Here is a 20839-nt window from a genome sequence, read left to right as displayed (position 1 = left end):
CCGATCGCTTCAAGGTGGGGCGTCAGTGCGTGGCAGGCCAGTTGCGCAGGAGGGCGTCGAGCGCGTCCATGGTGCGTGACCAGGTCTGCTGGGTGTCGGGCGCGCTGTGGTCGAACCCGCCGCCCATCTCCAGGCTGACGTAGCCGTGGAAGAGGCTGCCCAGCAGCCGCACGGCGTGCGTCTGGTCGGGCTCGGCGAGGTCGTAGCCGCGCAGGATCGCCCGCGTCATCCGCGCGTGCCGCACCCCGGCGCTGGCGGCGGCCGTCTCCGGGTCGAGCCTGAGCTGGGCGGCGGCGTAGCGGCCGGGGTGCTGGTGGGCGTAGTCGCGGTAGACGTTCGCGAAGGCGATCAGCGCGTCCTTGCCCGCCCGCCCGGCCAGCGCCTCGGCGGCGCGGTCGGCCATCTCCTCCAGAGCCAGCAGGGCGATCCTGGTCTTGAGGTCGTGCGAGCTCTTCAGGTGCGCGTACAGGCTGGCGACCTTGACGTCGAACCGCCTGGCCACGGCCGAGACCGTCACCTGCTCGAACCCGACCTCGTCGGCCAGCTCCGCGCCGGCCCGCACCAGGCGCTCCGTGGTCAACCCAACCCGTGCCATAACCCTTCCTCCGTTTGCCGTAAGGCATTATGCATATTCCTAAAGCCTTTAGGCAAACGGAGCGCTCAGCGGGGCACCACCGTCCGCAGCTCGCTGAACAGCCGCAACGTCACCCGGCGCGGGCGCAGCAGCGGGACGCCCGGCAGGCGCAGCCCCCAGGAGGAGAACGCCGTCTCCAGGACGATCTTCTCGTAGGGCCGCTCGCCCGGAATCTCCCGGCACAGCACGGACACGGCCCTGCACACCTCCTGCTGCCCGTACCGCAGCCAGGCCCGGCCCTCGCGGTCCAGGTCGGCGGCCTCCCACCACAGGTCGCGCGGCTCACCCCGGCGGGAGCGCAGCGGCAGCCGCAGCGCGAAGCCCGCCAGCTCGCCGCCAGGGCGAAGGTAGAAGGCGCCGTCGAGTTCGGGAAACGTGTAGAGGGGCTCATCGGACGGGCCCGCCGAGAGCGTCGCCTCGGTGGCGTCCATGGCGATCCGCCAGGCCATGATTCACCTCGCTGTCACTCAGGTACCTCTAAGACGTCCTGGGGGTCGCGTTTGTGACACTTGTGGGGGGTTCCTATGATGCGGATCACATCTTCGCCATCCGTGTCACAGTCGGCGGCCCCGGAGCCCTCTTAATCGCGGATTCGACAGGACCGGCACCGGGGAGCGGGGATGGAACGGACGCAGATGCGGGAGAGCAGGGCCTCCGAGGTGTTCGCCGGCCATCGGGAGCTGCTGTTCTCCATCGTCTACAACATGATCGGCACGGTCGGCGACACCGAGGACGTGCTCCAGGAGACCTGGCTGGCCTGGTCGGCCAAGGACCTGGACGGCATCGAGCACCACCGCGCCTACCTGGTGCGCATCGCGGTCAACCAGGCGCTCGCCCACCAGAGCGCGCTGCGCAGGCGCAAGGAGACCTACCTGGGCCCGTGGCTGCCCGAGCCGCTGGCCACCGACGCGGCCGAGCCCTTCGTGCGGGCGGAGTCGGTGTCGATCGCGATGCTGGTGGTGCTGGAGACGCTCACCCCGCTGGAGCGGGCGGTGTTCGTGCTGCACGAGGTGTTCGCCTACCGGCACACCGAGATCGCCACGATGCTCGACCGCAGCCCGGCCGCGGTCCGGCAGATCGCGCACCGGGCCCGCGAGCACGTGCAGGCGAGACGGCCCAGGGCGCGCATCGACCGGCGCACGCATCAGGCGGTCACCGAGCGGTTCGTCGAGGCCGCGTTCGGCGGCGACCTGGGCGCGCTGATGGAGATGCTCGCGCCCGACGTCACGCTGTGGCCCGACGGCGGCGGCAAGTCGCCGGTGGGCGGGCCGCGCCCGATCCGCGGCCGGGACAAGGTGGCCAGGACGATCGTCGCGGGCACCCGCCACAACGAGGACGTGGAGCTGCGCTACCGGCAGGTCAACGGCGAGCCGTCCGTCGTGCTGTTCGCCGAGGACGGGCCGCTCGCCGTGATGGTGCTGGACCTGGCCGCCGACGGCGAGCACGTGCGCGACGTCTACGTCGTCAGCAACCCCGACAAGCTCGCCACCATCCCGGACGACCGGTCCGAGTGAGAAGGGGGAGCCCCCGGAGATCGGCCGGGGGCTCCGGGGTTCTACCGCCAGGTGATGTCGGACGGGGAGTAGAGGCAGTTCACCCCGTCGGCGCCCTCACCGATCTTGGTGGGCTCGCTGCCCTTCGGCACGCCCTTGTACTTCTCGCAGATCACCGCGCTGCCGTACACCGTGATCCGGCTGAAGCGCGCGGTGTCGCCCCAGTTGGTGTTGATGCCGGCCAGCACCTTGGTGGAGCGGGCGGTCACGCCGTCCATCACCACGTTGCGCTTGTAGGAGGAGGAGCAGTTGCCGCAGGCCCGGTAGAGCTTGCCGGAGCTGTGCACCTGGAAGTTCTTGATGGTCACCGTGCCGGCGCCGTTGTGCTGGAAGACCTTGTCGGAGCCGGACTTGGCGCCGCCGCCGTCCACCAGGTAGGTCGCGGAGGAGCTGGAGCTCATGAACGTGGCCGCGTCCTCGCCGACGTCGTTCCACCACACGTTGCGGATGGTGCACGAGCCGAGGCAGTGGATGCCGTCGCCGGCCGGGGCGTCGATGATGACGTTCTGGATCGTGCCGCCGTTGGCGACCTCGAACATCGGGTCCTGGCTCTCGCTCTGGCCGCCGTCGCCGATGCCGTAGTAGCTCTTCATGCCACCGTCGAAGTTGGTGACCTGCTGCGTGTCGGCGAGCTTGACGCTGCCGGTGGCGCTCGGCCAGGCGCCGCTGCCGTCCCCGCCGCCGCTGGTCGGGGTGATGGTCGGCGTCGGCGTCGGCGTGGTGGTCGGGTCGGGTCCTGAGCCGCCGGCGGGCCGCAGCGTCCACTGCTTGGTGGCGACCGAGTCGCAGGAGTTCTGCTGCAGGACGGCGCCGGAGGAGGTGGAGTTGTCCTTGACGTTGAGGCACTTGCCGCCGTTGCCGTTGACCACCCGGTACGCCGACCCGGACGCGGTGAGCTGCCAGGTCTGCGAGCTGCCCCCGGTGCAGCTCTCCTGCTGGACGGCCTTGCCGGCGGAGGTGGACGCGTCGCGCACGCCGGCGCACTTGCCGCTGTGCTGCGCCTTGATCGTGTAGCTGCTCCCGGAGGCGGTGAGCGTGAAGACCTGCCCCGCGCCGCCCGAGCACGCGTTCTGCACGAGCTGGACGCCGTCGCCGGTGCTCTGGTTCGGTACGGCGGCGCACAGTCCGCTTCCCGCGTTGACGAGCGTGTAGTTGCCGTTGGAGGGAGCGGCCGAGGCGGGGCCGTTGAGCGCGACCACCAGTCCTCCGGTCGCGAGGAGGCCGGTGGCCAGCACGACCGCCAGCCTTCTACCGATACGTTCGTTTTCGCGCACGCCGAACTCCGTTTCGAGACAAGGAATGGGTAAGCGCTTTCCCGAAGTGAGGGCGAGTCAACCACAGCCGGATCGCGATCGGGAAGCGTCATCCTGCAACCGGTTGCACATCTGGCCTGCACTGCTGCAACGCTCCAGGACTCCGCGCAGGTCGGTGGCCGGAGGACCGGTGGCCGCGAGGATGAAAGTTTCATGGGCGGGCCCGGCGGCGGCGCACCAGAATGGAATCAGGACCGGGCCGACGTGAGGCGGTGGCGATGAGGTTGCTGCGGCGGATCAAGTCCGACGTGCGGGCGCGCCAGAACATCGAGACCTACACGATGGCCTTCATCCTGCTCCTCTTCGCCGTCGTCTCGGTGATCAGCGACGTCGTGTCCGAGGAGGTCAAGTGGGCTGCCGTGCTGGCCGGCATCGGCGTGCTCCTCTACCGCGCCACCCTGCCTGAGCAGCCGCGCGGCGGCAGGGACGTGCTCGGCGACCGCGCCGACTTCGACGACACCCCCGTGCCCAGCCTCTTCGACGGGGTCCGCGACGTGCGCATCTTCGCGCCCTCCGCCGCCAACCTGCTCTCCCCGTACGTGTGCGAGACCCTGCGCACCAGCGTGCTGCGGCACCCGGACGCCCGGGTGCGCGTCGTGGTGCTCGACCTCGACCGGCAGGACGCCATCGGGATCGCCCGCGAGCAGCTAGACGAGTCGGACGACCACCAGATCCAGACCCTGCCCGTCGCGCTCGGCGCGGTCCTGGAACGGCTCGGGCGAATGGCCGGCTGGAAGACGCCGGGAAAGGTGGAGTACCGGCTGTTCCCCTACAACCCCGGTTTCAGCCTCGTCCTCACCGACCCCGAGGCCTGGCAGGGCCGCGCCATCGTCGAATTGCACGGGGCGGGCCGGTCGACTTTCGCGCGTATGCACGTCGACCTCACCCGCGAGCGGCACGAGCGCTGGTACGCCTATTGGGTCGAGCAGTTCGACTATCTCTGGGAAACGGCGCGGCAGGTAGAGCCCACGGCGCGCGTCCCGGAAGACTCCTGACGCGGGCCGGGCCCTTGCCGGAAAGCCCTATGCAGCAAGGGAATCTTTGAATTCGACTTCAATGCGGGGCCGCGGATGGTCTCGGAAGAGCATCTGTCTCCTTCCATCATGCGCAAGTCACGTCCTGGTGCGGGGCGGGTTCGCTAAAGTCGTTTGCGCAGGTATCAGCCCCCTCGGTGATGCACGATGTGCTGAAGCGGGCTACAGTACCTGCAGCCCGTGACGTTAATTGGAGCACCCTTATGGCGAAGCGTATTGTTGAGTCCTTTATCGATGACATCGACGGCAGTGAGGCCGAGGGCACGACAAGGTTCGCGCTCGACGGAGTGACCTACGAGATCGATCTGTCGGGCACGAACAGGGAGAAGCTGGAGAAGGCTCTGGCGCCCTATATCACCAAGGCCCGCGCCGTCCGCGCCGACCGCGTGCTGCGCGGCCGTCGCACCGGCGCCCTGTCCTCGCGCGCCGTCAGCCGTGAGAAGGCCACCGAGATCCGGCGCTGGGCCAAGGCCCAGGGCCTGCCGGTCAGCGAGCGGGGCCGTATCGCCTCCACCGTCGTGGAGCAGTACGAAGCCGCTCACTAGAGGTTCCGGGCGGTGGGCGGCGAATCCGTTCTCATCGAGTCAGGACGATTGTCAGCAATTGATGATCTTTCTATATTCGAAGAGGCCGGACTCCCCAGTCGGAGGACAATGGTGATGGCTGACGCGATCCCCGATTTCCCGTTCGACCGCCCCACCGCTCTGGAACCGCCGCCGCAGCTCGCCGAGTTGCGCGAGAGCTGCCCGGTGGCGCACGTACGGCTGCCGAGCGGCGACGTGGCCGCCATGGTGACGAGGTACGACGACGCCCGCGCCGTGATGGCCGACCCGCGCTTCAGCCGCGACCTCGCCAGGGAGGGCGCCGCCAGGCTGGCCACCACCGAGGACGGCGGGCTCTTCAACCGCCGCAGGGCCAGCGCCACCGAGATCCGCGAGGGCCGGGGGCACATGCGCTGGCGGCGGCTGCTCAGCGGCTGGTTCACGCTGCGCAGGATGGACCTGTGGCGGCCCAGGGTCCAGGCGATGACCGACGACCTGCTCGACGCCATGCTCGCCAAGGGCTCCCCGGGGAACCTGTCGGCCGGTCTGGCGCTGCCGCTGCCCGTACGCGTCATCTGCGCGCTGGTCGGCGCGCCGGCCGTGGACCAGGACAGGCTCGCGCACTGGTCGCGCGTCATGCTGACGCTGACCCGCTACACCCAGGCCGAGGTCGACCAGGCCTACCGCGAGTTCAACGCCTACGTCTCCGGCCTGATCGACCGCAACCGTGCCGACCCGGGCGACGACCTGCTCAGCGAGCTGACCCAGATCACCGACGCCGAGGACGGCAGGCTCAGCAGGCAGGAGCTCATCGCCACCGTGCGGGCGCTGCTGCTGGCGGGCCACGAGACGACCTCCAACATGATCGCCATCATGGCGGCCATGCTGCTGGCCGACAGGAGCCGCTACGAGGACGTCGTGGACGACCCCGACCTGATCCCCGGCACCGTCGAGGAGGTGCTGCGCCTGGACAGCACGCTGTCGGTGCTCGGCGGGGTGCCCAGGTTCGCCACCGAGGACGTCGAGCTGAGCGAGTCCATGGTGCCGGCGGGCAGCACGGTGATCCCGCACATCCCGGCCGCCAACCGCGACAGGGCCAAGTTCGCCGACCCCGACAGGTTCGACCCGCGCCGCGAGAACAGCGCGCAGCACCTGACGTTCGGCGCGGGCCCGCACTACTGCCTCGGGCAGCCGCTGGCCAGGCTGGAGCTGCAGGTGGTGCTCGGCACGCTGGCCGGCCGCCTGCCCGGCCTGGGCCTTCGTGACCACCCCGACGACCTGCGCCTGCGCACCGGCATGATCTCGGGCGGCCTTCAGGACCTCTGGGTGACCTGGTAGCCCATGGTCCATCGGACCTCTCACTAGGGACTTTGGTCCCTGCCCCGCGCCGGGGATCGGTTCGAAACTGATTCCGTGAGTGATATCGACGCGATCCCCGGCATGGGGCCGTTGCTTGCCGCCAGGAAGTTCTTCACCAAGGCTGAGGTGTCGGCCGACGGCCGCACCCTGCACCAGATCGACCCGGGCGCGTGGGACCGCTTCTACCGCGACCGATGGGCCCACGACAAGGTCGTGCGCTCCACCCACGGGGTGAACTGCACGGGCTCGTGCTCGTGGCAGGTCTTCGTCAAGGACGGCCTGATCACCTGGGAGCACCAGGCGACCGACTACCCGTCGGTGGGCCCGGGATCGCCCGAGTACGAGCCGCGCGGCTGCCCCCGTGGCGCCTCGTTCTCCTGGTACACCTACTCGCCGTCCCGCGTGCGGTATCCGTACGTGCGCGGGGTGCTGCTGGAGATGTGGCGTGAGGCCCGCGAGCGGCTGGGCGACCCCGTGCTGGCGTGGGCGGAGCTGACCGGCGACCCGGAGCGGGCACGGGCCTACAAGCGGGCGCGCGGCAAGGGCGGGTTCGTGCGGTCGAGCTGGGACGAGGTCCAGGAGCTGATGGCCGCCGCGCACGTGCACACGATCAAGCGGTACGGGCCCGACCGGGTCGTGGGGTTCTCGCCGATCCCCGCCATGTCGATGGCCTCGTTCGCGGCCGGCACCCGGTTCCTGTCGATGATCGGCGGCACGCTGCTGTCCTTCTACGACTGGTACGCCGACCTGCCGATCGCCTCGCCGCAGGTGTGGGGCGACCAGACGGACGTGCCCGAGGCCGCCGACTGGTGGAACTCCCGGTACCTGATCATGTGGGGCTCCAACATCCCGGTCACCAGGACGCCGGACGCGCACTTCATGACCGAGGCCCGCTACCAGGGCACCAAGGTCGTCGCGGTCAGCCCTGACTACGCCGACAACGTCAAGTTCGCCGACGACTGGCTGTCCCCGCATCCGGGCACCGACGGCGCGCTGGCCATGGCGATGGGGCACGTGGTGCTGTCGGAGTTCTTCCGCGACCGCCAGGTCCCCTACTTCACCGACTACGTCCGGAAATATACGGACCTGCCGTTCCTGGTCACCCTGGAGCCGCGCGGTGACGCGTACGTGCCGCGCCGCTTCCTGACCGCCGCCGACCTCGGCTCGCGGAGCGAGAACGCGCAGTTCAAGACCGTCTTCCTGGACGCCGTGAGCGGCGCGCCCGTCGTGCCCAACGGCTCGCTCGGCTTCCGCTGGGGCGAAGAGGGAGAGGGCCGCTGGAACCTCGACCTGGGCGGCGCCGAACCCACGCTCACGCTGCCCGGCGGGCGCGCGGTCGAGGTGGACCTGCCGCGCTTCGACGAAGGGGAGACCGAGGGCGGCTCCGTCATGCGGCGCGGCGTGCCCGTCACCGAGGTGGGCGGCAAGCTCGTCACCACCGTGTTCGACCTGCTCATGGCCCAGTACGGGGTGGCGCGCGAAGGGCTGCCAGGACAGTGGCCCACGGGGTACGACGACGCGGCGCAGCCGTACACGCCGGCCTGGGCCGAGGAGATCACCTCGGTGCCGGCGGCCACGACCGCCAGGATCGCCCGCGAGTTCGCCCGCAACGCCGAGGTCACCCAGGGCCGCTCGATGATCGCGATGGGCGCCGGCACGAACCACTGGTTCCACTCCGACCAGGTCTACCGCGCGTTCCTGACCCTGACCACGCTGACCGGCTGCCAGGGCGTCAACGGCGGCGGCTGGGCGCACTACGTCGGCCAGGAGAAGGTCCGCCCGCTCACCGGCTTCCAGCACCTGGCCTTCGCCTTCGACTGGCAGCGGCCGACCCGGCACATGGCCGGCACCGCGTTCTGGTATCTGGCCACCGACCAGTGGCGCTACGAGAAGATCGGGGCGGACGAGCTGGCCAGCCCGCTGGGCGAGGGCCTGTTCGAAGGCCGGTCGTTCGCCGACTGCAACGCGCAGGCCGCCCGGCTGGGCTGGCTGCCCTCGCACCCGACCTTCGACCGCAACCCGCTCGTGCTCGCCGACGAGGCCGAGGCCAGGGGGGTCCCGGTCGCCGAGCACGTGGTGGACGAGCTGACGGCGGGCCGCCTGCGCTTCGCCGCCGAGGACCCTGGCGACCCGGCCAACTTCCCGCGCGTGCTCACCGTCTGGCGGGCCAACCTGCTCGGCTCGTCCGGCAAGGGCAACGAGTACTTCCTGCGTCACCTGCTCGGCACCGATGCCGAGACCCGCAACGAGGAGGGCGCCCGCCCGGCCGAGGTGACCTGGCGCGAGGAGCCTGCCGAGGGCAAGCTCGACCTGCTCACCACGATCGACTTCCGGATGACCTCGACGGCGCTGTTCGCCGACGTCGTGCTGCCCGCCGCCACCTGGTACGAGAAGCACGACCTGTCCAGCACCGACATGCATCCGTTCGTGCACGCCTTCAACCCGGCCATCGCTCCGCCCTGGCAGGCCCGTTCCGACTACGACGCCTTCCTCGGCCTGGCCGACGCCTTCTCGAAGCTGGCCGCCACGCACCTCGGCACCCGTACCGACGTGCTGGCCGTGCCGCTCACCCACGACACCCCCGACGAGCTGGCCCAGCCCGGCGGGCGGGTGCTCGACTGGAAGCACGGCGAGTGCGAGCCGATCCCCGGCAGGACCATGCCGAAGATCGTCACCATCGAGCGCGACTACGCGGCCGTCGCCCAGCGCATGCGCGGCATCGGCCCGCTGTTCGGCAAGCTCGGGCTGACCACCAAGGGCATCACCTACCAGGTCGGGCCCGAGCTGGTGCACCTGCGCGACAAGAACGGCGTCACCCCAGAGGGCCGTGTCTCGCTGGAGAGCGCCGACCGCATGTGCGAGGCCATCCTCGCGCTGTCCGGCACCACCAACGGCCGCCTGTCCACCCAGGGCTTCGAGACGCTGGAACGGCGCACCGGGACCAGGCTGGCCGACCTGGCAGCCGAGCACGAGGGCAAGCGCATCACGTTCGCCGACACGCAGTCCAGGCCGCAGCCGGTGATCACCTCGCCCGAGTGGTCGGGCTCGGAGACCGGCGGGCGCCGCTACTCCGCGTTCGTGATCAACGTCGAACGCGACAAGCCGTGGCACACGCTCACCGGCCGGCAGCACTTCTTCCTCGACCACGACTGGATCATCGAGCTGGGGGAGCAGCTCCCCGCCTACCGGCCGCCGCTCAACCTGCCGCGCCACTACGGCGAGCAGGGCGACGGGGACGCCGCCGAGGTGACCGTCCGCTACCTGACCCCGCACTCCAAGTGGTCCATCCACTCCGAGTACCAGGACAACGCGTACATGCTGGCGCTGTCGCGCGGCGGGCCCACCATCTGGATGAGCGTCGAGGACGCCACCCGGATCGGGGTGGCCGACAACGACTGGATCGAGGCGTACAACCGCAACGGCGTGGTCGTCGCCAGAGCCGTCGTCTCCCACCGCATGCCCGCCGGGACCGTGTACATGTACCACGCCAAGGACCGCAACGTGAACGTGCCGCTCACCGAGCGGTCGGGCCGGCGCGGCGGCGTGCACAACTCGCTCACCCGCCTGATGCTCAAACCCAGCCACCTCATCGGCGGGTACGCGCAGTTCACCTACGCCTTCAACTACTACGGGCCGACCGGCAACCAGCGCGACGAGATCACCGTGATCCGCCGCCGCGCCCAGGAGGTGACCTACTGATGAGGGTCATGGCACAGGTGGCCATGGTGATGAACCTGGACAAGTGCATCGGCTGCCACACCTGCTCCGTCACCTGCAAGCAGACCTGGACCAACCGCGACGGCGTCGAGTACGTCTGGTTCAACAACGTCGAGACCAAGCCGGGCGTCGGCTACCCCAAGCGCTACGAGGACCAGGAACGCTGGCGCGGCGGCTGGCAGCTCGACCGGCGCGGCCGGCTCAAGCTCCGCTCGGGCGGCCGGATCAAGCGGCTGGTCAACCTGTTCTCCAACCCCGACCTGCCCGACCTGGACGACTACTACGAGCCCGTCACCTACGACTACGACACGCTGCTCAACGCCCCCGCCGGCCCGCACACCCCGGTGATCCGCCCCAAGTCGGCCATCACCGGCCAGGACACGTCCATCACCTGGGGCTCGAACTGGGAGGACGACCTGGGCGGCGCGCCCGAGCACGCCCCCGCCGACCCCAACCTGGCCGCCATGGCGGAGAAGGTGAAGCTGGAGTTCGACAAGACGTTCATGTTCCACCTGCCGCGCATCTGCGAGCACTGCCTCAACCCCGCCTGCGTGGCCGCCTGCCCGTCGGGCGCGATGTACAAGCGGGAGGAGGACGGCATCGTCCTCGTGGACCAGGACCGGTGCCGCGGCTGGCGCATGTGCGTGTCGGCGTGCCCGTACAAGAAGGTGTACGTCAACCACGACACCGGCAAGGCCGAGAAGTGCACCTTCTGCTTCCCGCGCATCGAGGCCGGGCAGCCCACCGTGTGCGCCGAGACGTGCGTCGGCCGGCTGCGCTACATCGGGCTCGTCCTGTACGACGCCGACGCCGTGCTCGGCGCGGCCCGCGTCGAGGACCCGCGCGACCTGCTGGAGGCCCAGCGCCAGGTCTTCCTCGACCCCGACGACCCGGCCGTCATCGCCGCCGCCCGCGCCGCCGGCATCAGCGAGGACTGGATCGTCGCCGCCCGCCGCTCGCCCGTCTACCGGCTGGCCATGCGCTACCGGGTGGCGCTGCCGCTGCATCCCGAGTACCGGACGCTGCCCATGGTCTGGTACATCCCGCCCCTGTCGCCCGTGCTCGACGCCGTCACCGGCGTGGGCGCGGACGCCGACGACCCCGACAACATCTTCCACGCCATCACCGACCTGCGCATCCCCCTCGACTACCTGGCGAGCCTGTTCGCGGCAGGGGACACCGAGGTGGTGGCCGGGGTGCTGATGAAGCTGTCGGCCATGCGCGCGTACATGCGGGCCAGGACCATCGACGGCAGCCGGCCCGCCGGACTGCTGGAGCCGGTCGGCATGACGGCGTCCGACATGGAGGAGATGTACCGGTTGCTGGCCATCGCCAAGTACGAGGAGCGCTACATCGTGCCCGCCGCCCACCGCGAGGACGCCGCCGCCCTCGCCGGGCTGCCGGACGGGTGCAGCCTCGACGGGGACGGCGGGCCCGGCATGGGCGGCGTCCCGCCGACCGGGCTGACCCTGAGGCGCTCGGACGGGCGTACCGCGCTGAAGCTCTTCACCGGTGGCACGGGAGGTGCGGCGTGAAAGCACTCACCAGGCCCGCGACGGGAGGTGCGGCGTGAAGGCACTCACCAGGCCCGCACGCGCCGGACGGCGCGCCAGGCCGCCGCAGGACCGGGCCGCGTTCATGCGACTGGTGTCGCTGCTCCTGCAGTACCCCGACGCCGGCCTGCTCGCCGCCCGCGACGCGCTGTGCCGCGCCGCCGCCGCGCTGCCCGCCTCGCCGGGACGCGACCCCCTGATCGCCTTCACCGAGTGGTACCGGGAGTGTGCGGCCATGCCGCTGGCCCGGTCCTACGTCGAGACCTTCGACCTGCGCCGCAAGTCCAGCCTCTACCTCACCTACTACCTGCACGGGGACACCCGGCGGCGCGGGATGGCGCTGCTCACGCTCAAGCAGCGTTACCGGGTGGCCGGGCTCGTGCCGCCCGAGGGGGAGTTGCCCGACTTCCTGCCGGTGGTCTGCGAGTTCGCCGCGCTGGCCGGGGCCGTCACCGGTGAGGCGCCGCTGCGGCAGCACCGTCAGGGGCTGGAGCTGATCCGGTCGGCGCTGCGCTCCGGCGGGTCGGCGTACGCGCTGGTGCTGGACGCGCTCTGCGCCGAGCTGCCTGAGCTGTCCGCGGCCGACCGCGCCGCCGTCGCCGACCTCGCCCTGGCGGGGCCGCCCGCCGAGGAGGTCGGCCTCGCCCCGTACGGCCCGCCCCTCGCCCCGTACGGCCCGCCTCTCGCCCCGCACGGCCCGCCCTTCGCCTCGCACGGCCCGTCCTTCGCCCCGTACGGCCCGTCCCTCGACGCGTCCGGCCCGCCCCTCGACTCGTACGATCCGCCGTTCGACGGAAGGGAGGTACGGCCGTGAGCGTCGCGCTCTGGGTCGTGATCCCGTACATCGCCTTGACGATCTTCGTCGTGGGCCACGTCTGGCGCTGGCGGGTCGACCAGTTCGGCTGGACCACCCGGACCACCCAGCTGCTGGAGAGCCGCCTGCTCCGGCTCGGCTCGCCGCTGTTCCACCTCGGCGCGTTCGCCGCCATCGCCGGACACGCCCTCGGCCTCCTCGTGCCGAAGACCTGGACCGCCGCGATCGGCATCGACGAGCACCTCTACCACCTCGTGTCGGTGAGCGCCGGCACCGTGGCAGGGCTGATGGTCGTCGCCGGGCTCGGCCTGCTGCTGGCCCGCCGCCTCACCAGCCCTCGCGTCCGGCGCACCACCACGACCGCCGACAAGGTGCTGTTCGCCGTCCTGGCCGTGGTCGTGGTGCTCGGCGTGAGCGCGACCATCGGCGAGAACCTGCTCGGCGGCGGCTACGACTACCGCGCCAGCATCGCCGTCTGGTTCCGCGGCGTGCTCACCTTCCGCCCGGATCCCGCGCTGATGAGGGACGTGCCGCTGGTCTTCCAGCTCCACGCCCTGTCGGCCTGGCTGCTGGCCGCCATCTGGCCGTTCACCCGGCTCGTGCACGTCTGGTCGGCGCCCATCGCCTACCTGTGGCGGCCGTACATCGTCTACCGGCGGCGGGCCGTGCCGACGGGGGCCGGGAAATGAGCGCGGCTCGCAGCCTCGGCGCGGCGCCGCTCGCCACCACCGGATGAGGGCCGCTGGGATGCTGCCCGCCCCGTACGACGCGCTGTTGCGCGCCTACACCGCCGCCCTGGCCCGCTCCCACCTCGCCCCCTCCAGCAGGGCCGTCTACCTGCGCCGCGCCCGCGCCTACCTGTCGTGGATCGCGGCAGCCGTGGCGGACGGCCACCTGCCGGGGGAGCCGCTGGCCGACATGACGGCGGCCGTCCGCACCGCCACCGCCTACCACCAGTCCCTGAGCGGCACCACCACCGCCACGGCCGTGCTCGCCGCCGTGGAGGACTTCCACGCCCGGCTCAGGCTGGGCGGCACCGGCGTCCCCCGTGGGCCGGCGCCGCGACCTTACGCAATACCTGTGAGGAAGACATGAGGAACACCTCGCCCACCGGCCACCGCCCGGTGCTGATGCTCGCCCTCGCCACGCTGGGCTTCGCGGTGAACTTCTGGGCCTGGGCGCTGCTCAGCCCGCTCGGCCCCCGCTTGAAGGAACTCCTCGGCCTGTCGGCCGCCCAGCAGGCGCTGCTGGTGGCCGTGCCCGTGATCGTCGGCTCGATCGGCCGCATCCCCGTGGGCGCGCTCACCGACCGGTTCGGCGGACGCGTGATGTTCCCGTTGATCTCCGCCGCGACCATCGTGCCCGTGTTGTTCATCGGAGTGGCGGGGCAGACGTCGTTCGCCGCGCTGCTGGTGGGCGGCTTCTTCCTGGGCATCGCCGGGACGGTCTTCGCCGTCGGCGTGCCGTTCGTGAACGCCTGGTTCCCGCCGCGGCGGCGCGGCCTCGCAGTCGGCGTCTTCGGCGCGGGCATGGGAGGCACCGCCATCAGCGCCCTGACCACGGTGAGCCTGGTCAAGGCGGGCGGGGCGGCCACCCCGTTCCTGATCACCGCCGTCGTCCTGGCCTGCTACGCCGCCGTCGCCTGGCTGGTCATGCGGGACGCGCCCGGCCGCACGGTGGCGACCGAGCCGCTCACCGCGCGCATGTCCGCCGCGCTGCGGCTGCCGATCACCTGGCAGGCCTGCGTGTTGTACGCGGTGGCGTTCGGCGGGTACGTCGCCTTCTCCGTCTACCTGCCCGCCTACCTGCAGACCGGCTACGGCCTCGAACAGAGCGACGCCGCCAACCGGATGGCCGGGTTCGTGGTGCTGGCGGTGCTGCTGCGGCCGATCGGCGGCTGGCTGTCGGACCGCGTCGGCCCGGTGCCCGTGCTGGCGGGCGCGTTCGCGACGATCGCCGTGATGGCGGGGGCGCAGGCGCTCACGCCGGGGCTGATGCCGCTCGGCACGATCGCGTTCCTCACCATGGCCGCCGCGCTCGGCGCGGGCAGCGGCGCCACGTTCGCGCTGGTCGCCCAGGTCGCGCCGGGCGACAAGGTGGGGTCCGTCACCGGGTTGGTGGGGGCCGCGGGCGGGCTCGGGGGGTTCGTGCCGCCGCTGCTCATGGGGTTCATCTACGGGGAGCTGGGGTCGTACGGGCTGGGGCTGGCGCTGCTGTCGGTCACGGCCGTGATCACCCTGGTTCTGACGGTGACCGTGATCCGGGCGTCGGCCACCCGCCGCGCCGCCGAGGTCCCGGCCGCCTGACAAGCCTGATCCCGGTCCGCCTTCTCTCGCAGACCGGGATCAGTCGTTCACAGGTGGGCGCCCAGCAGGATGTGCGCCACCACGTCGGCCGCCGAGTAGTCGTCGGGCAGGCCGTCGAGGAAGCCCAGGTCCTGGCCCAGCGTCAGCAACGGCGGCTCGGCGTACCCGCCGGGGCGGTGCTGGCCGAGCCCGATCGCCGCCAGCAGGCCGTTGCACAGGCAGCGCCGCCCGTCCGTCTCCTCCGCCGGGCGGCCCTTGCGCACGTACACGTCCACCGGTTCGGCGGCGCAGCGGTAGCCGACCGAGCCGTCCGCCTTCTCGTACGGGGTGCGCAGGTATCCCAGGTCGCACAGGCGGGGCCTGGCCTCGTACACGTCCTGCTCCGAGAGCGTCCCCGGCACGGCGGCGACCTTGAACGGGAAGCCGGTGGGCGAGGCCCGCGGGTCGTTGCGGACGAGGCCGGCCCGCTTGCGCAGCCGGCGGCGCAGCGCGGGGTCGAGCCCCGACTCGCGGCACAGCGCGAACGCCGAGCCCACCTGGATGCCCTCCGCGCCCGCCGCCAGCGCCCGCTCCAGCCCCGCGGGCGTGCCGTAGCCGCCGGCCAGCCAGAACGGCAGCCCGAGCGCGGCCGTCTTGGCGAGGTCGGCCTCGTCGCGCGGCCCGTACACCGGCTCGCCCGCCGCGTCGACGGCCAGGCGGCCGCGTGGGGGCGCACTGTGGCCGCCCGCCACCGGCGTCTCGATGACGAACCCGTCGGGGCGGGTCAGCGGTTTGCGGGCCAGGTACGCGGCCAGCACGTGCGACGACACGATCGCCAGGAAGCGTGGACGGGGCAGTGGCGGGAGCCGTCGGCCGAGCAGGGCCACCGGGTCGATCCCGGCCGTGTGCCCCTCGCCGTCAGCCACCGTGATGGAGATCCGCCCCGGACGGTGTCCGGCCAGGGCGTCGAGCAGGCGCGGGATCTCCACAGGAATCCCCGCCCCCATCAGCACGTGATCCACCCCCGCCAGCATCGCCCCGTAGAGGGCCGCAGGCGTGGCGAGCTGGATCTTCTCCAGGTAGTTGATCCCGACCGGCCCGGAATGCCCCTCCTTGGCGAGGAACACCTCGGCGAAGTTGGCCACCACGGTGAGCTCGTCCAGATCCCGGCCACCCCGCAGCCCCAGCCGCGGCACCGGCCGATACGGCCTGCCTTCCCCGATGCCCCCGGGCACGTAGTAGCGGCCGAGCACCCGTTCGGCGAGCTCGGGCACGGGGAAGCCCGCCAGCGCCCGGCGCAGGTGCCCGCCGGGGTCGCCGCGTTGCAGCCGCCTGGCCAGGGTGACGTCCAGCGCCGTCCCCGACACCACGCCGAGCTGCCCGGTCACGGCGACGGCGCGCGCCAGCCGCCACCCGGAGACCCCCACCCCCATGCCGCCCTGGATCAGCACGGGGCGGGCGGGCTCAGTCACGCCGGCCCTCCACGACCACGTGCACGGGCCGCCGCGGCGGCCCGTAGCCGAACCTGGGCAGCATTTGCACGTACCCGAACGGCCCTGGCCGGTCGCCGCGGGTGCTGCGGCGGGTGCAGGCCGAGCGGCTGGCTGAACAGGAAGGCCGCGACGCCGTGCGCGGTGGTCGGGGGGACATCAGTAGACATGCACCCAAGATTCTCGTGGTCCGCCACGGCTGAGGCAGGGACCAAAGTCCCTCAGACCAGGTCCGATGGACCCGTCCCCCGCCACCACGACCACCACGACCTGCTCAAACGCCGCACATCGGGCAGTCTGCCGGCGGTTCCCGATCTTCGATCGCGCGTTCGATCAGGGGATGAGCGCGGCGATCAGCCCGTACTCGATGGCGGTGGCGGCGGAGGCCGCCGCCTGCGCGGCGACCACGGCGAGCAGAGCGACGGCGAGCATGACGATGACCTTGATGGCGTTACGCATGGGACGTCCCTTCGGTCGGCCGGTTCCACAGTCTCTTCGAACGACGGAGAAAAAAAGATGAGCCGGGCGGTCACACTTTCCCGGCGGGCGGGGTCAACGCGATGAAGGCAACCAAGCCGCACACCAACCGCGCGGCACCCGCACGAAATCGCCACTGAATCGCATCTGGGGAGCATCCGATGAGCACCGCCTACACCATCGTCACCGTCCTCGCCGCCCTCTGGGTGGGCTTCTCGGCCGTCTCGGTCTTCATCCGCGCCAAGTGGGTCGTGGAGCCCCTGGCCGAGTACGGCGTCGCCAGCCGCTGGTGGCCGTGGCTCGGCACCGCCAAGGCCGCGGGAGCGCTCGGCCTCCTCGTGGGGCTGTTCGTGCCGGTGATCGGCGTCCTGGCCACGATCGGGCTGGCCGTCTACTTCACGGGCGCCGTCGTCACCGTGGCCAGGGCCCGCTCGTACGGCCACATCCCGTTCCCTCTGATGTACCTGGCACCGGTGATCGGCGCGTTCGTGCTCGGGCTGGCGGCCTGAGCGTCCCGGCGCCGGCCCCGCTCGTGAACCGGCCGCCCGGCGTGGCGTCACCCGCAGCGGCACCGTCGGCGGTGACAATGAGAAAAGCCTGGTCACGGCATGGGGAGGGCGGATGCGGGCCATCATCGGCATGGCGGCGGCAGCCGTCCTCACCACCGTGACGGCGGCCCCCGCCCATGCGGGCACGCCGCCGTGGCGCAAGCTCACGTCCTTCTTCGTCATGCCGCACGCGCCCCACCAGAACGACGTCGTCCGGGTGCTCCTGCACTGCCCGGAAGAGGCGAACCACGCGATCGTCGGCTCCACCGCGTTCACGCTCAAGGGCTCCTGGCGCATCTACCGCGAGGTCGGCCTGGGCCTCACGGGGCGCGGCTTCGCCAGGGACGGCGTCATCATCTCCCGCTACGCGCCTCCCGGGCATCACGACGTGCACCTGAAGTGCGTCAAGGTGACGATCGACAAGGCCACCCACCTCAGGAAGGTCAAGGTGCTCAGCCGCGCCTCGGCCCCGCTCCTCGTCCGAGAGTTCCACGTCAAGCAGTACTTCTGACGCGGCCTGAGAGCGCCGCTCCTCGTCCCTATAGCCTTCGGGTCGGCAATTCACGCCAAAGGGAAGGAGCACCGGCAATGGCCGACCAGGGGGAGCAGCCCCGACGCCCGAGGCTGCTGGGAGGAGCGCGCCCCACCGGCGAGCACCACAGGGCGACGACCTTCGAGCTCTTCTTCGACCTGGTCTTCGTCTTCGCGGCCACGCGCGTCACCGCTTTCATGGCGCACGAGCACAGCGCCCACGGCGTGCTGCAGGGCCTGTTATTGCTGGCCATGCTGTGGTGGACGTGGGAGGCGTACACGTGGCTGGGCAACCAGGCGCGGGCGGACGAGGGCGTGCTGCGCGGCGGGACCGCGGTGGCGACGGCGGCGGTGTTCGTGGTGGCGCTGGCCGTCCCCGAGTCGTGGCACGACGTGCCGGGCGGGTTGTTCGGGCCGCTGGTGCTGGTGTGCGCGTACCTGCTCGTCCGGGTCGTGCATCTGACGTTGTACGCCATCGCGGCGGGCGGCGACGCGGCGTTGCGCCGCCAGATCCTGTTGTCGTGGGCGTCGCTGCTGGCCGGGGCGCCGTTCCTGGTGGTGGGGGCGTTGCTGGGCGGGTGGGCGCAGACGGCGCTGTTCGCCGGGGCGCTGCTCGTCGACTGGATCGGCACCTACGTGACCTCCCGCCAAGGCAACTGGCGGGTGCACAGCGCGGCCCACTGGAGCGAACGGCACGGCCTGTTCGTCCTGCTGGCGATCGGCGAGTCGGTGGCCGCGATCGGCGTGGGCGCGGGCGCGCACGGTCTCAGCACCCCGGTGCTGGCGGCGGCCGTGCTCGGGATCGGGGTCGCCGTCTGCCTGTGGTGGCTGTACTTCGACACGGTCGCGCTCGCGGCCGAGCACCGGCTCGCCCGCACCACCGGCGTCGCCCGGGTGAAGATGGTCGTCGAGGCCTACACCTACGGGCACTTCCCGATCGTGACCGGCATCATCGTGACCGCGCTGGGCGTCGAGGGCGTGCTGGCCCACGCCGGTGACAGCACGCCGCTGGGCGGGTTCTACGCGCCGGCGCTCTTCGGCGGGGCCGCGCTCTACCTGGGCGGGCACGTGCTGTTCGGCAACCGGTTGCACGCCACCGTGAAGGTGCCCAGGCTCGTCACGGTGGCGGTGCTGCTGGTGGCGCTGCCGGGCGCGATGGCCGTGCCGCCGCTGGTCGCGCTCGGCGGGCTGGTGCTGGTCCTGGCCGGGCTGATCGCCTTCGAGACCAGACAGTACGCCGAGCAGCGCCGCGAGCTGCGCCAATAGGGTTCAGTCCCGGAGAACCGCGTACGCCCGTACCGTGAAGGTGCCCATGCCCTTGACGGCGGGCGGCGCGGCGTGGAACTCGAACGACCGCCCCGACAGCCGCTCCAGCCCGGTCAGGTGCTCCACCACCGGGATGCCGGCGGCGAGCAGCTTCGTGTGGGCCGGGCGGGTGGGGTCGCCGACGTCGTCGATGTTCACCGAGTCGATGCCCACGAGGGCGGCCCCCTGCTCGGCCAGCCATTCGACGGCGTCCGAGGTGAGGAACGGGTGCGACGCGTGGCCGTACCGCTCGGTGCGCCAGTGCCGGTCCCAGCCGGTGTGCACCAGTACGGCCTTGCCTCGCACCTCGTGCTTGTCGAACGCCTCCCGCCCGATCGCCCTCGGCTCCCCGGCGGACACCAGCACCCCGTCGAGGCCCGCCAGCCTCGACAGGGGCAGCTCGCTCAGGTCGAGGCCGTCGGGGTAGCGGTGGAACGGCGCGTCGAGGTAGGTGCCGGTGTTCGCGACCATGCCGATGCGGCCGATCTGGAACTCCGTGCCGGGGGCGTACACGCCGCGCGAGGCCTCCCTGGAGAGGTGGTCGGCGATCTCGGGGCCGGGCAGCCCGGGATAGGTGACCATGCCGTGCTCGACGACATGCGACAGATCCACCAATGCGCTCATCTCAGCCCTCCGTGCTCTGAAGCACCCAGATTAGCGCTGCCCGTCGAGCCACTCCTCGAAGGTGGTCGGCGCGAGGCGGGCGCCCTCGCCAGGCAGCAGCACGTCGCCGGCCATCTCCGGGCCGAACAGCCCCGACCATGACGGCACCAGCTTCACCTCGTGCCCGCGCGCCTGGTTGGTGCGCCGGGCCATGTCCACCAGGTCCTGCGGCTCGGGCCCTGCGACGTCGGCGTAGCGGCCCTTCGGCTCGCCGGCAACGATCTCGGCCAGCACGTCCGCCACGTCGGCGGGCGCGATCGGCTGCACGAGCAGCGGCGCGATGATGGCCACGCCGTCGTGCTCGGTCCAGCTCGCCACCATCGCGGCGAAGTCGTGGAACTGGGTGGCCGGCACGATCGTCCACGGCACCGGGCCCGCCTCCACCAGGCGTTCCTGCTCGCGCTTGGCCGCGTAGTGGGAGTTGCCCCGGATCCGGTGCACGCCCGCGATCGACAGCAGCACGTGGTGGCGCACGCCGGCCCGTTCCCCGGCGGCGAGCAGGTTGCGCGTGGTGGCGGCGAAGTAGGCCACCGTCTCCTCCAGGGAGCCTTCCGGGCCGTTGACCGTGTCCACCACCGCGTCCACGCCGGTGAGCGCGGCGTCGAGGCCCTCGCCGGTCACGAGGTCCACACCGAGTGAGCGGCTGACGCGCACCACGTCGTGGCCGTCCCGCTCCAGGGCGGCGGTGGTCAGGGCCCCGATGTTCCCGGTGGCGCCGGCGACGGCGATCCGCATGACGTTCTCCTTCTCGATCTCCTGTGGCTCCGACCGTATCTCGGACTAAACGGATCCGCAATGTCCGCGATATGATGTCGATCGTGAAGCTGCCTGTGAGCACCGAGTGGTTGTTGCACTGCGCGACGTCGCTGGCCCAGCTCGAACCCGGGGTCACCGCGTCCGCGGCGCAGCTCGCCGACTATTACGACCTGCCCGCCCCCTACCTGGCCAAGCAACTCCAGGCGCTGGTCAGGGCCGGGGTGCTGGCGGCGACCACGGGGCCGAGGGGCGGGTTCCGGCTCGC

Annotated in this window: 21 protein-coding genes; 14 read left to right on the top strand and 7 right to left on the bottom strand. The window is 71.5% G+C overall.

Annotated elements, in window-relative coordinates:
• Nucleotides 1-22: 22 nt before the first annotated feature.
• Nucleotides 23-595, bottom strand: coding sequence for a TetR/AcrR family transcriptional regulator (locus tag FXF51_RS07555; protein ID WP_148433554.1), 573 nt, complete (start codon nt 593-595; stop codon nt 23-25).
• 65 nt (nt 596-660) lie between these two features.
• Nucleotides 661-1083 carry a hypothetical protein gene (locus FXF51_RS07550; RefSeq protein WP_148433553.1) on the bottom strand — a complete coding sequence of 141 codons (423 nt, stop codon included), beginning with the start codon at nt 1081-1083 and terminating at the stop codon, nt 661-663.
• A gap of 171 nt (nt 1084-1254) precedes the next feature.
• Between FXF51_RS07550 and sigJ the strand changes: the two genes are divergently transcribed.
• Nucleotides 1255-2148 carry an RNA polymerase sigma factor SigJ gene (gene sigJ, locus FXF51_RS07545; protein ID WP_262379347.1) on the top strand — a complete coding sequence of 298 codons (894 nt, stop codon included), beginning with the start codon at nt 1255-1257 and terminating at the stop codon, nt 2146-2148.
• Between the two features lie 41 nt (nt 2149-2189).
• On the opposite strand, the gene FXF51_RS07540 is transcribed toward sigJ, so the two are convergent.
• A complete protein-coding gene (locus FXF51_RS07540) occupies nt 2190-3461 on the bottom strand; it encodes a pectate lyase (RefSeq protein WP_148433552.1) in 1272 nt (423 codons plus the stop codon).
• Nucleotides 3462-3718: 257 nt separating this feature from the next.
• Between FXF51_RS07540 and FXF51_RS07535 the strand changes: the two genes are divergently transcribed.
• From FXF51_RS07535 to FXF51_RS07495, 9 genes are all read left to right on the top strand, one after another.
• Entirely contained in the window at nt 3719-4495 is a 777-nt protein-coding gene (locus FXF51_RS07535; RefSeq protein ID WP_148433551.1) for a hypothetical protein, read from the top strand.
• 242 nt (nt 4496-4737) lie between these two features.
• On the top strand, nt 4738-5079 hold the full coding sequence (locus tag FXF51_RS07530; RefSeq protein WP_148433550.1) for a histone-like nucleoid-structuring protein Lsr2: 342 nt from the start codon (nt 4738-4740) through the stop codon (nt 5077-5079).
• Between the two features lie 114 nt (nt 5080-5193).
• Nucleotides 5194-6414: a cytochrome P450 gene (locus tag FXF51_RS07525; protein WP_148433549.1), complete on the top strand. Its 1221-nt coding sequence runs from the start codon at nt 5194-5196 to the stop codon at nt 6412-6414.
• Between the two features lie 102 nt (nt 6415-6516).
• Nucleotides 6517-10134 (top strand): nitrate reductase subunit alpha, encoded by a 3618-nt coding sequence (locus FXF51_RS07520; RefSeq protein WP_148433823.1) that lies wholly within the window; start codon nt 6517-6519, stop codon nt 10132-10134.
• Complete coding sequence (gene narH, locus FXF51_RS07515; RefSeq protein ID WP_148433548.1) at nt 10134-11687, top strand: nitrate reductase subunit beta; 1554 nt, start codon at nt 10134-10136, stop codon at nt 11685-11687. Before FXF51_RS07520 ends, narH begins: the two co-directional genes overlap by 1 nt.
• Before the next feature lie 34 nt (nt 11688-11721).
• The gene (gene narJ, locus FXF51_RS07510) at nt 11722-12519 is read left to right on the top strand and encodes a nitrate reductase molybdenum cofactor assembly chaperone (RefSeq protein WP_262379346.1); all 798 of its coding nucleotides are present in this window, start codon (nt 11722-11724) and stop codon (nt 12517-12519) included.
• Nucleotides 12516-13208 (top strand): respiratory nitrate reductase subunit gamma, encoded by a 693-nt coding sequence (gene narI, locus FXF51_RS07505; protein WP_148433547.1) that lies wholly within the window; start codon nt 12516-12518, stop codon nt 13206-13208. Before narJ ends, narI begins: the two co-directional genes overlap by 4 nt.
• A 43-nt stretch (nt 13209-13251) precedes the next feature.
• Nucleotides 13252-13614: a hypothetical protein gene (locus FXF51_RS07500; RefSeq protein WP_187414240.1), complete on the top strand. Its 363-nt coding sequence runs from the start codon at nt 13252-13254 to the stop codon at nt 13612-13614.
• Nucleotides 13611-14825, top strand: coding sequence for an MFS transporter (locus FXF51_RS07495; RefSeq protein WP_148433545.1), 1215 nt, complete (start codon nt 13611-13613; stop codon nt 14823-14825). The genes FXF51_RS07500 and FXF51_RS07495 overlap by 4 nt, the downstream gene beginning before the upstream one ends.
• Nucleotides 14826-14872: 47 nt before the next feature.
• On the opposite strand, the gene FXF51_RS07490 is transcribed toward FXF51_RS07495, so the two are convergent.
• Both FXF51_RS07490 and FXF51_RS62430 read right to left on the bottom strand, forming a co-directional pair.
• The gene (locus FXF51_RS07490) at nt 14873-16276 is read right to left on the bottom strand and encodes a nitronate monooxygenase (RefSeq protein ID WP_262379345.1); all 1404 of its coding nucleotides are present in this window, start codon (nt 16274-16276) and stop codon (nt 14873-14875) included.
• Between the two features lie 351 nt (nt 16277-16627).
• Complete coding sequence (locus FXF51_RS62430) at nt 16628-16753, bottom strand: hypothetical protein (protein ID WP_262379344.1); 126 nt, start codon at nt 16751-16753, stop codon at nt 16628-16630.
• A 179-nt stretch (nt 16754-16932) separates the two neighbouring features.
• On the opposite strand from FXF51_RS62430, the gene FXF51_RS07485 reads away from it, so the two are divergent.
• The 3 genes from FXF51_RS07485 to FXF51_RS07475 all read left to right on the top strand — a co-directional run bounded on the left by FXF51_RS07485 (nt 16933) and on the right by FXF51_RS07475 (nt 19116).
• A complete protein-coding gene (locus tag FXF51_RS07485; protein ID WP_148433544.1) occupies nt 16933-17280 on the top strand; it encodes a DoxX family protein in 348 nt (115 codons plus the stop codon).
• 112 nt (nt 17281-17392) lie between these two features.
• The gene (locus FXF51_RS07480; protein ID WP_148433543.1) at nt 17393-17830 is read left to right on the top strand and encodes a hypothetical protein; all 438 of its coding nucleotides are present in this window, start codon (nt 17393-17395) and stop codon (nt 17828-17830) included.
• 77 nt (nt 17831-17907) lie between these two features.
• Nucleotides 17908-19116 (top strand): low temperature requirement protein A, encoded by a 1209-nt coding sequence (locus tag FXF51_RS07475; protein ID WP_148433542.1) that lies wholly within the window; start codon nt 17908-17910, stop codon nt 19114-19116.
• Nucleotides 19117-19119: 3 nt separating this feature from the next.
• Here FXF51_RS07475 and FXF51_RS07470 read toward each other — a convergent pair whose 3' ends face one another.
• Both FXF51_RS07470 and FXF51_RS07465 read right to left on the bottom strand, forming a co-directional pair.
• Nucleotides 19120-19779: a cyclase family protein gene (locus tag FXF51_RS07470; RefSeq protein ID WP_148433541.1), complete on the bottom strand. Its 660-nt coding sequence runs from the start codon at nt 19777-19779 to the stop codon at nt 19120-19122.
• Between the two features lie 30 nt (nt 19780-19809).
• Nucleotides 19810-20553, bottom strand: coding sequence for an SDR family oxidoreductase (locus tag FXF51_RS07465; protein WP_148433540.1), 744 nt, complete (start codon nt 20551-20553; stop codon nt 19810-19812).
• A gap of 83 nt (nt 20554-20636) precedes the next feature.
• On the opposite strand from FXF51_RS07465, the gene FXF51_RS07460 reads away from it, so the two are divergent.
• On the top strand, nt 20637-20839 hold a 203-nt coding region (locus FXF51_RS07460), incomplete at its 3' end, for an Rrf2 family transcriptional regulator (RefSeq protein ID WP_148433539.1).

This window comes from Nonomuraea sp. PA05 (assembly GCF_008086045.1).
Taxonomy (GTDB): Bacteria; Actinomycetota; Actinomycetes; order Streptosporangiales; family Streptosporangiaceae; genus Nonomuraea; species Nonomuraea monospora.
Note: the sequence above shows the minus strand (reverse complement) of the source record. Positions and strands in the feature narration are given on the sequence as shown.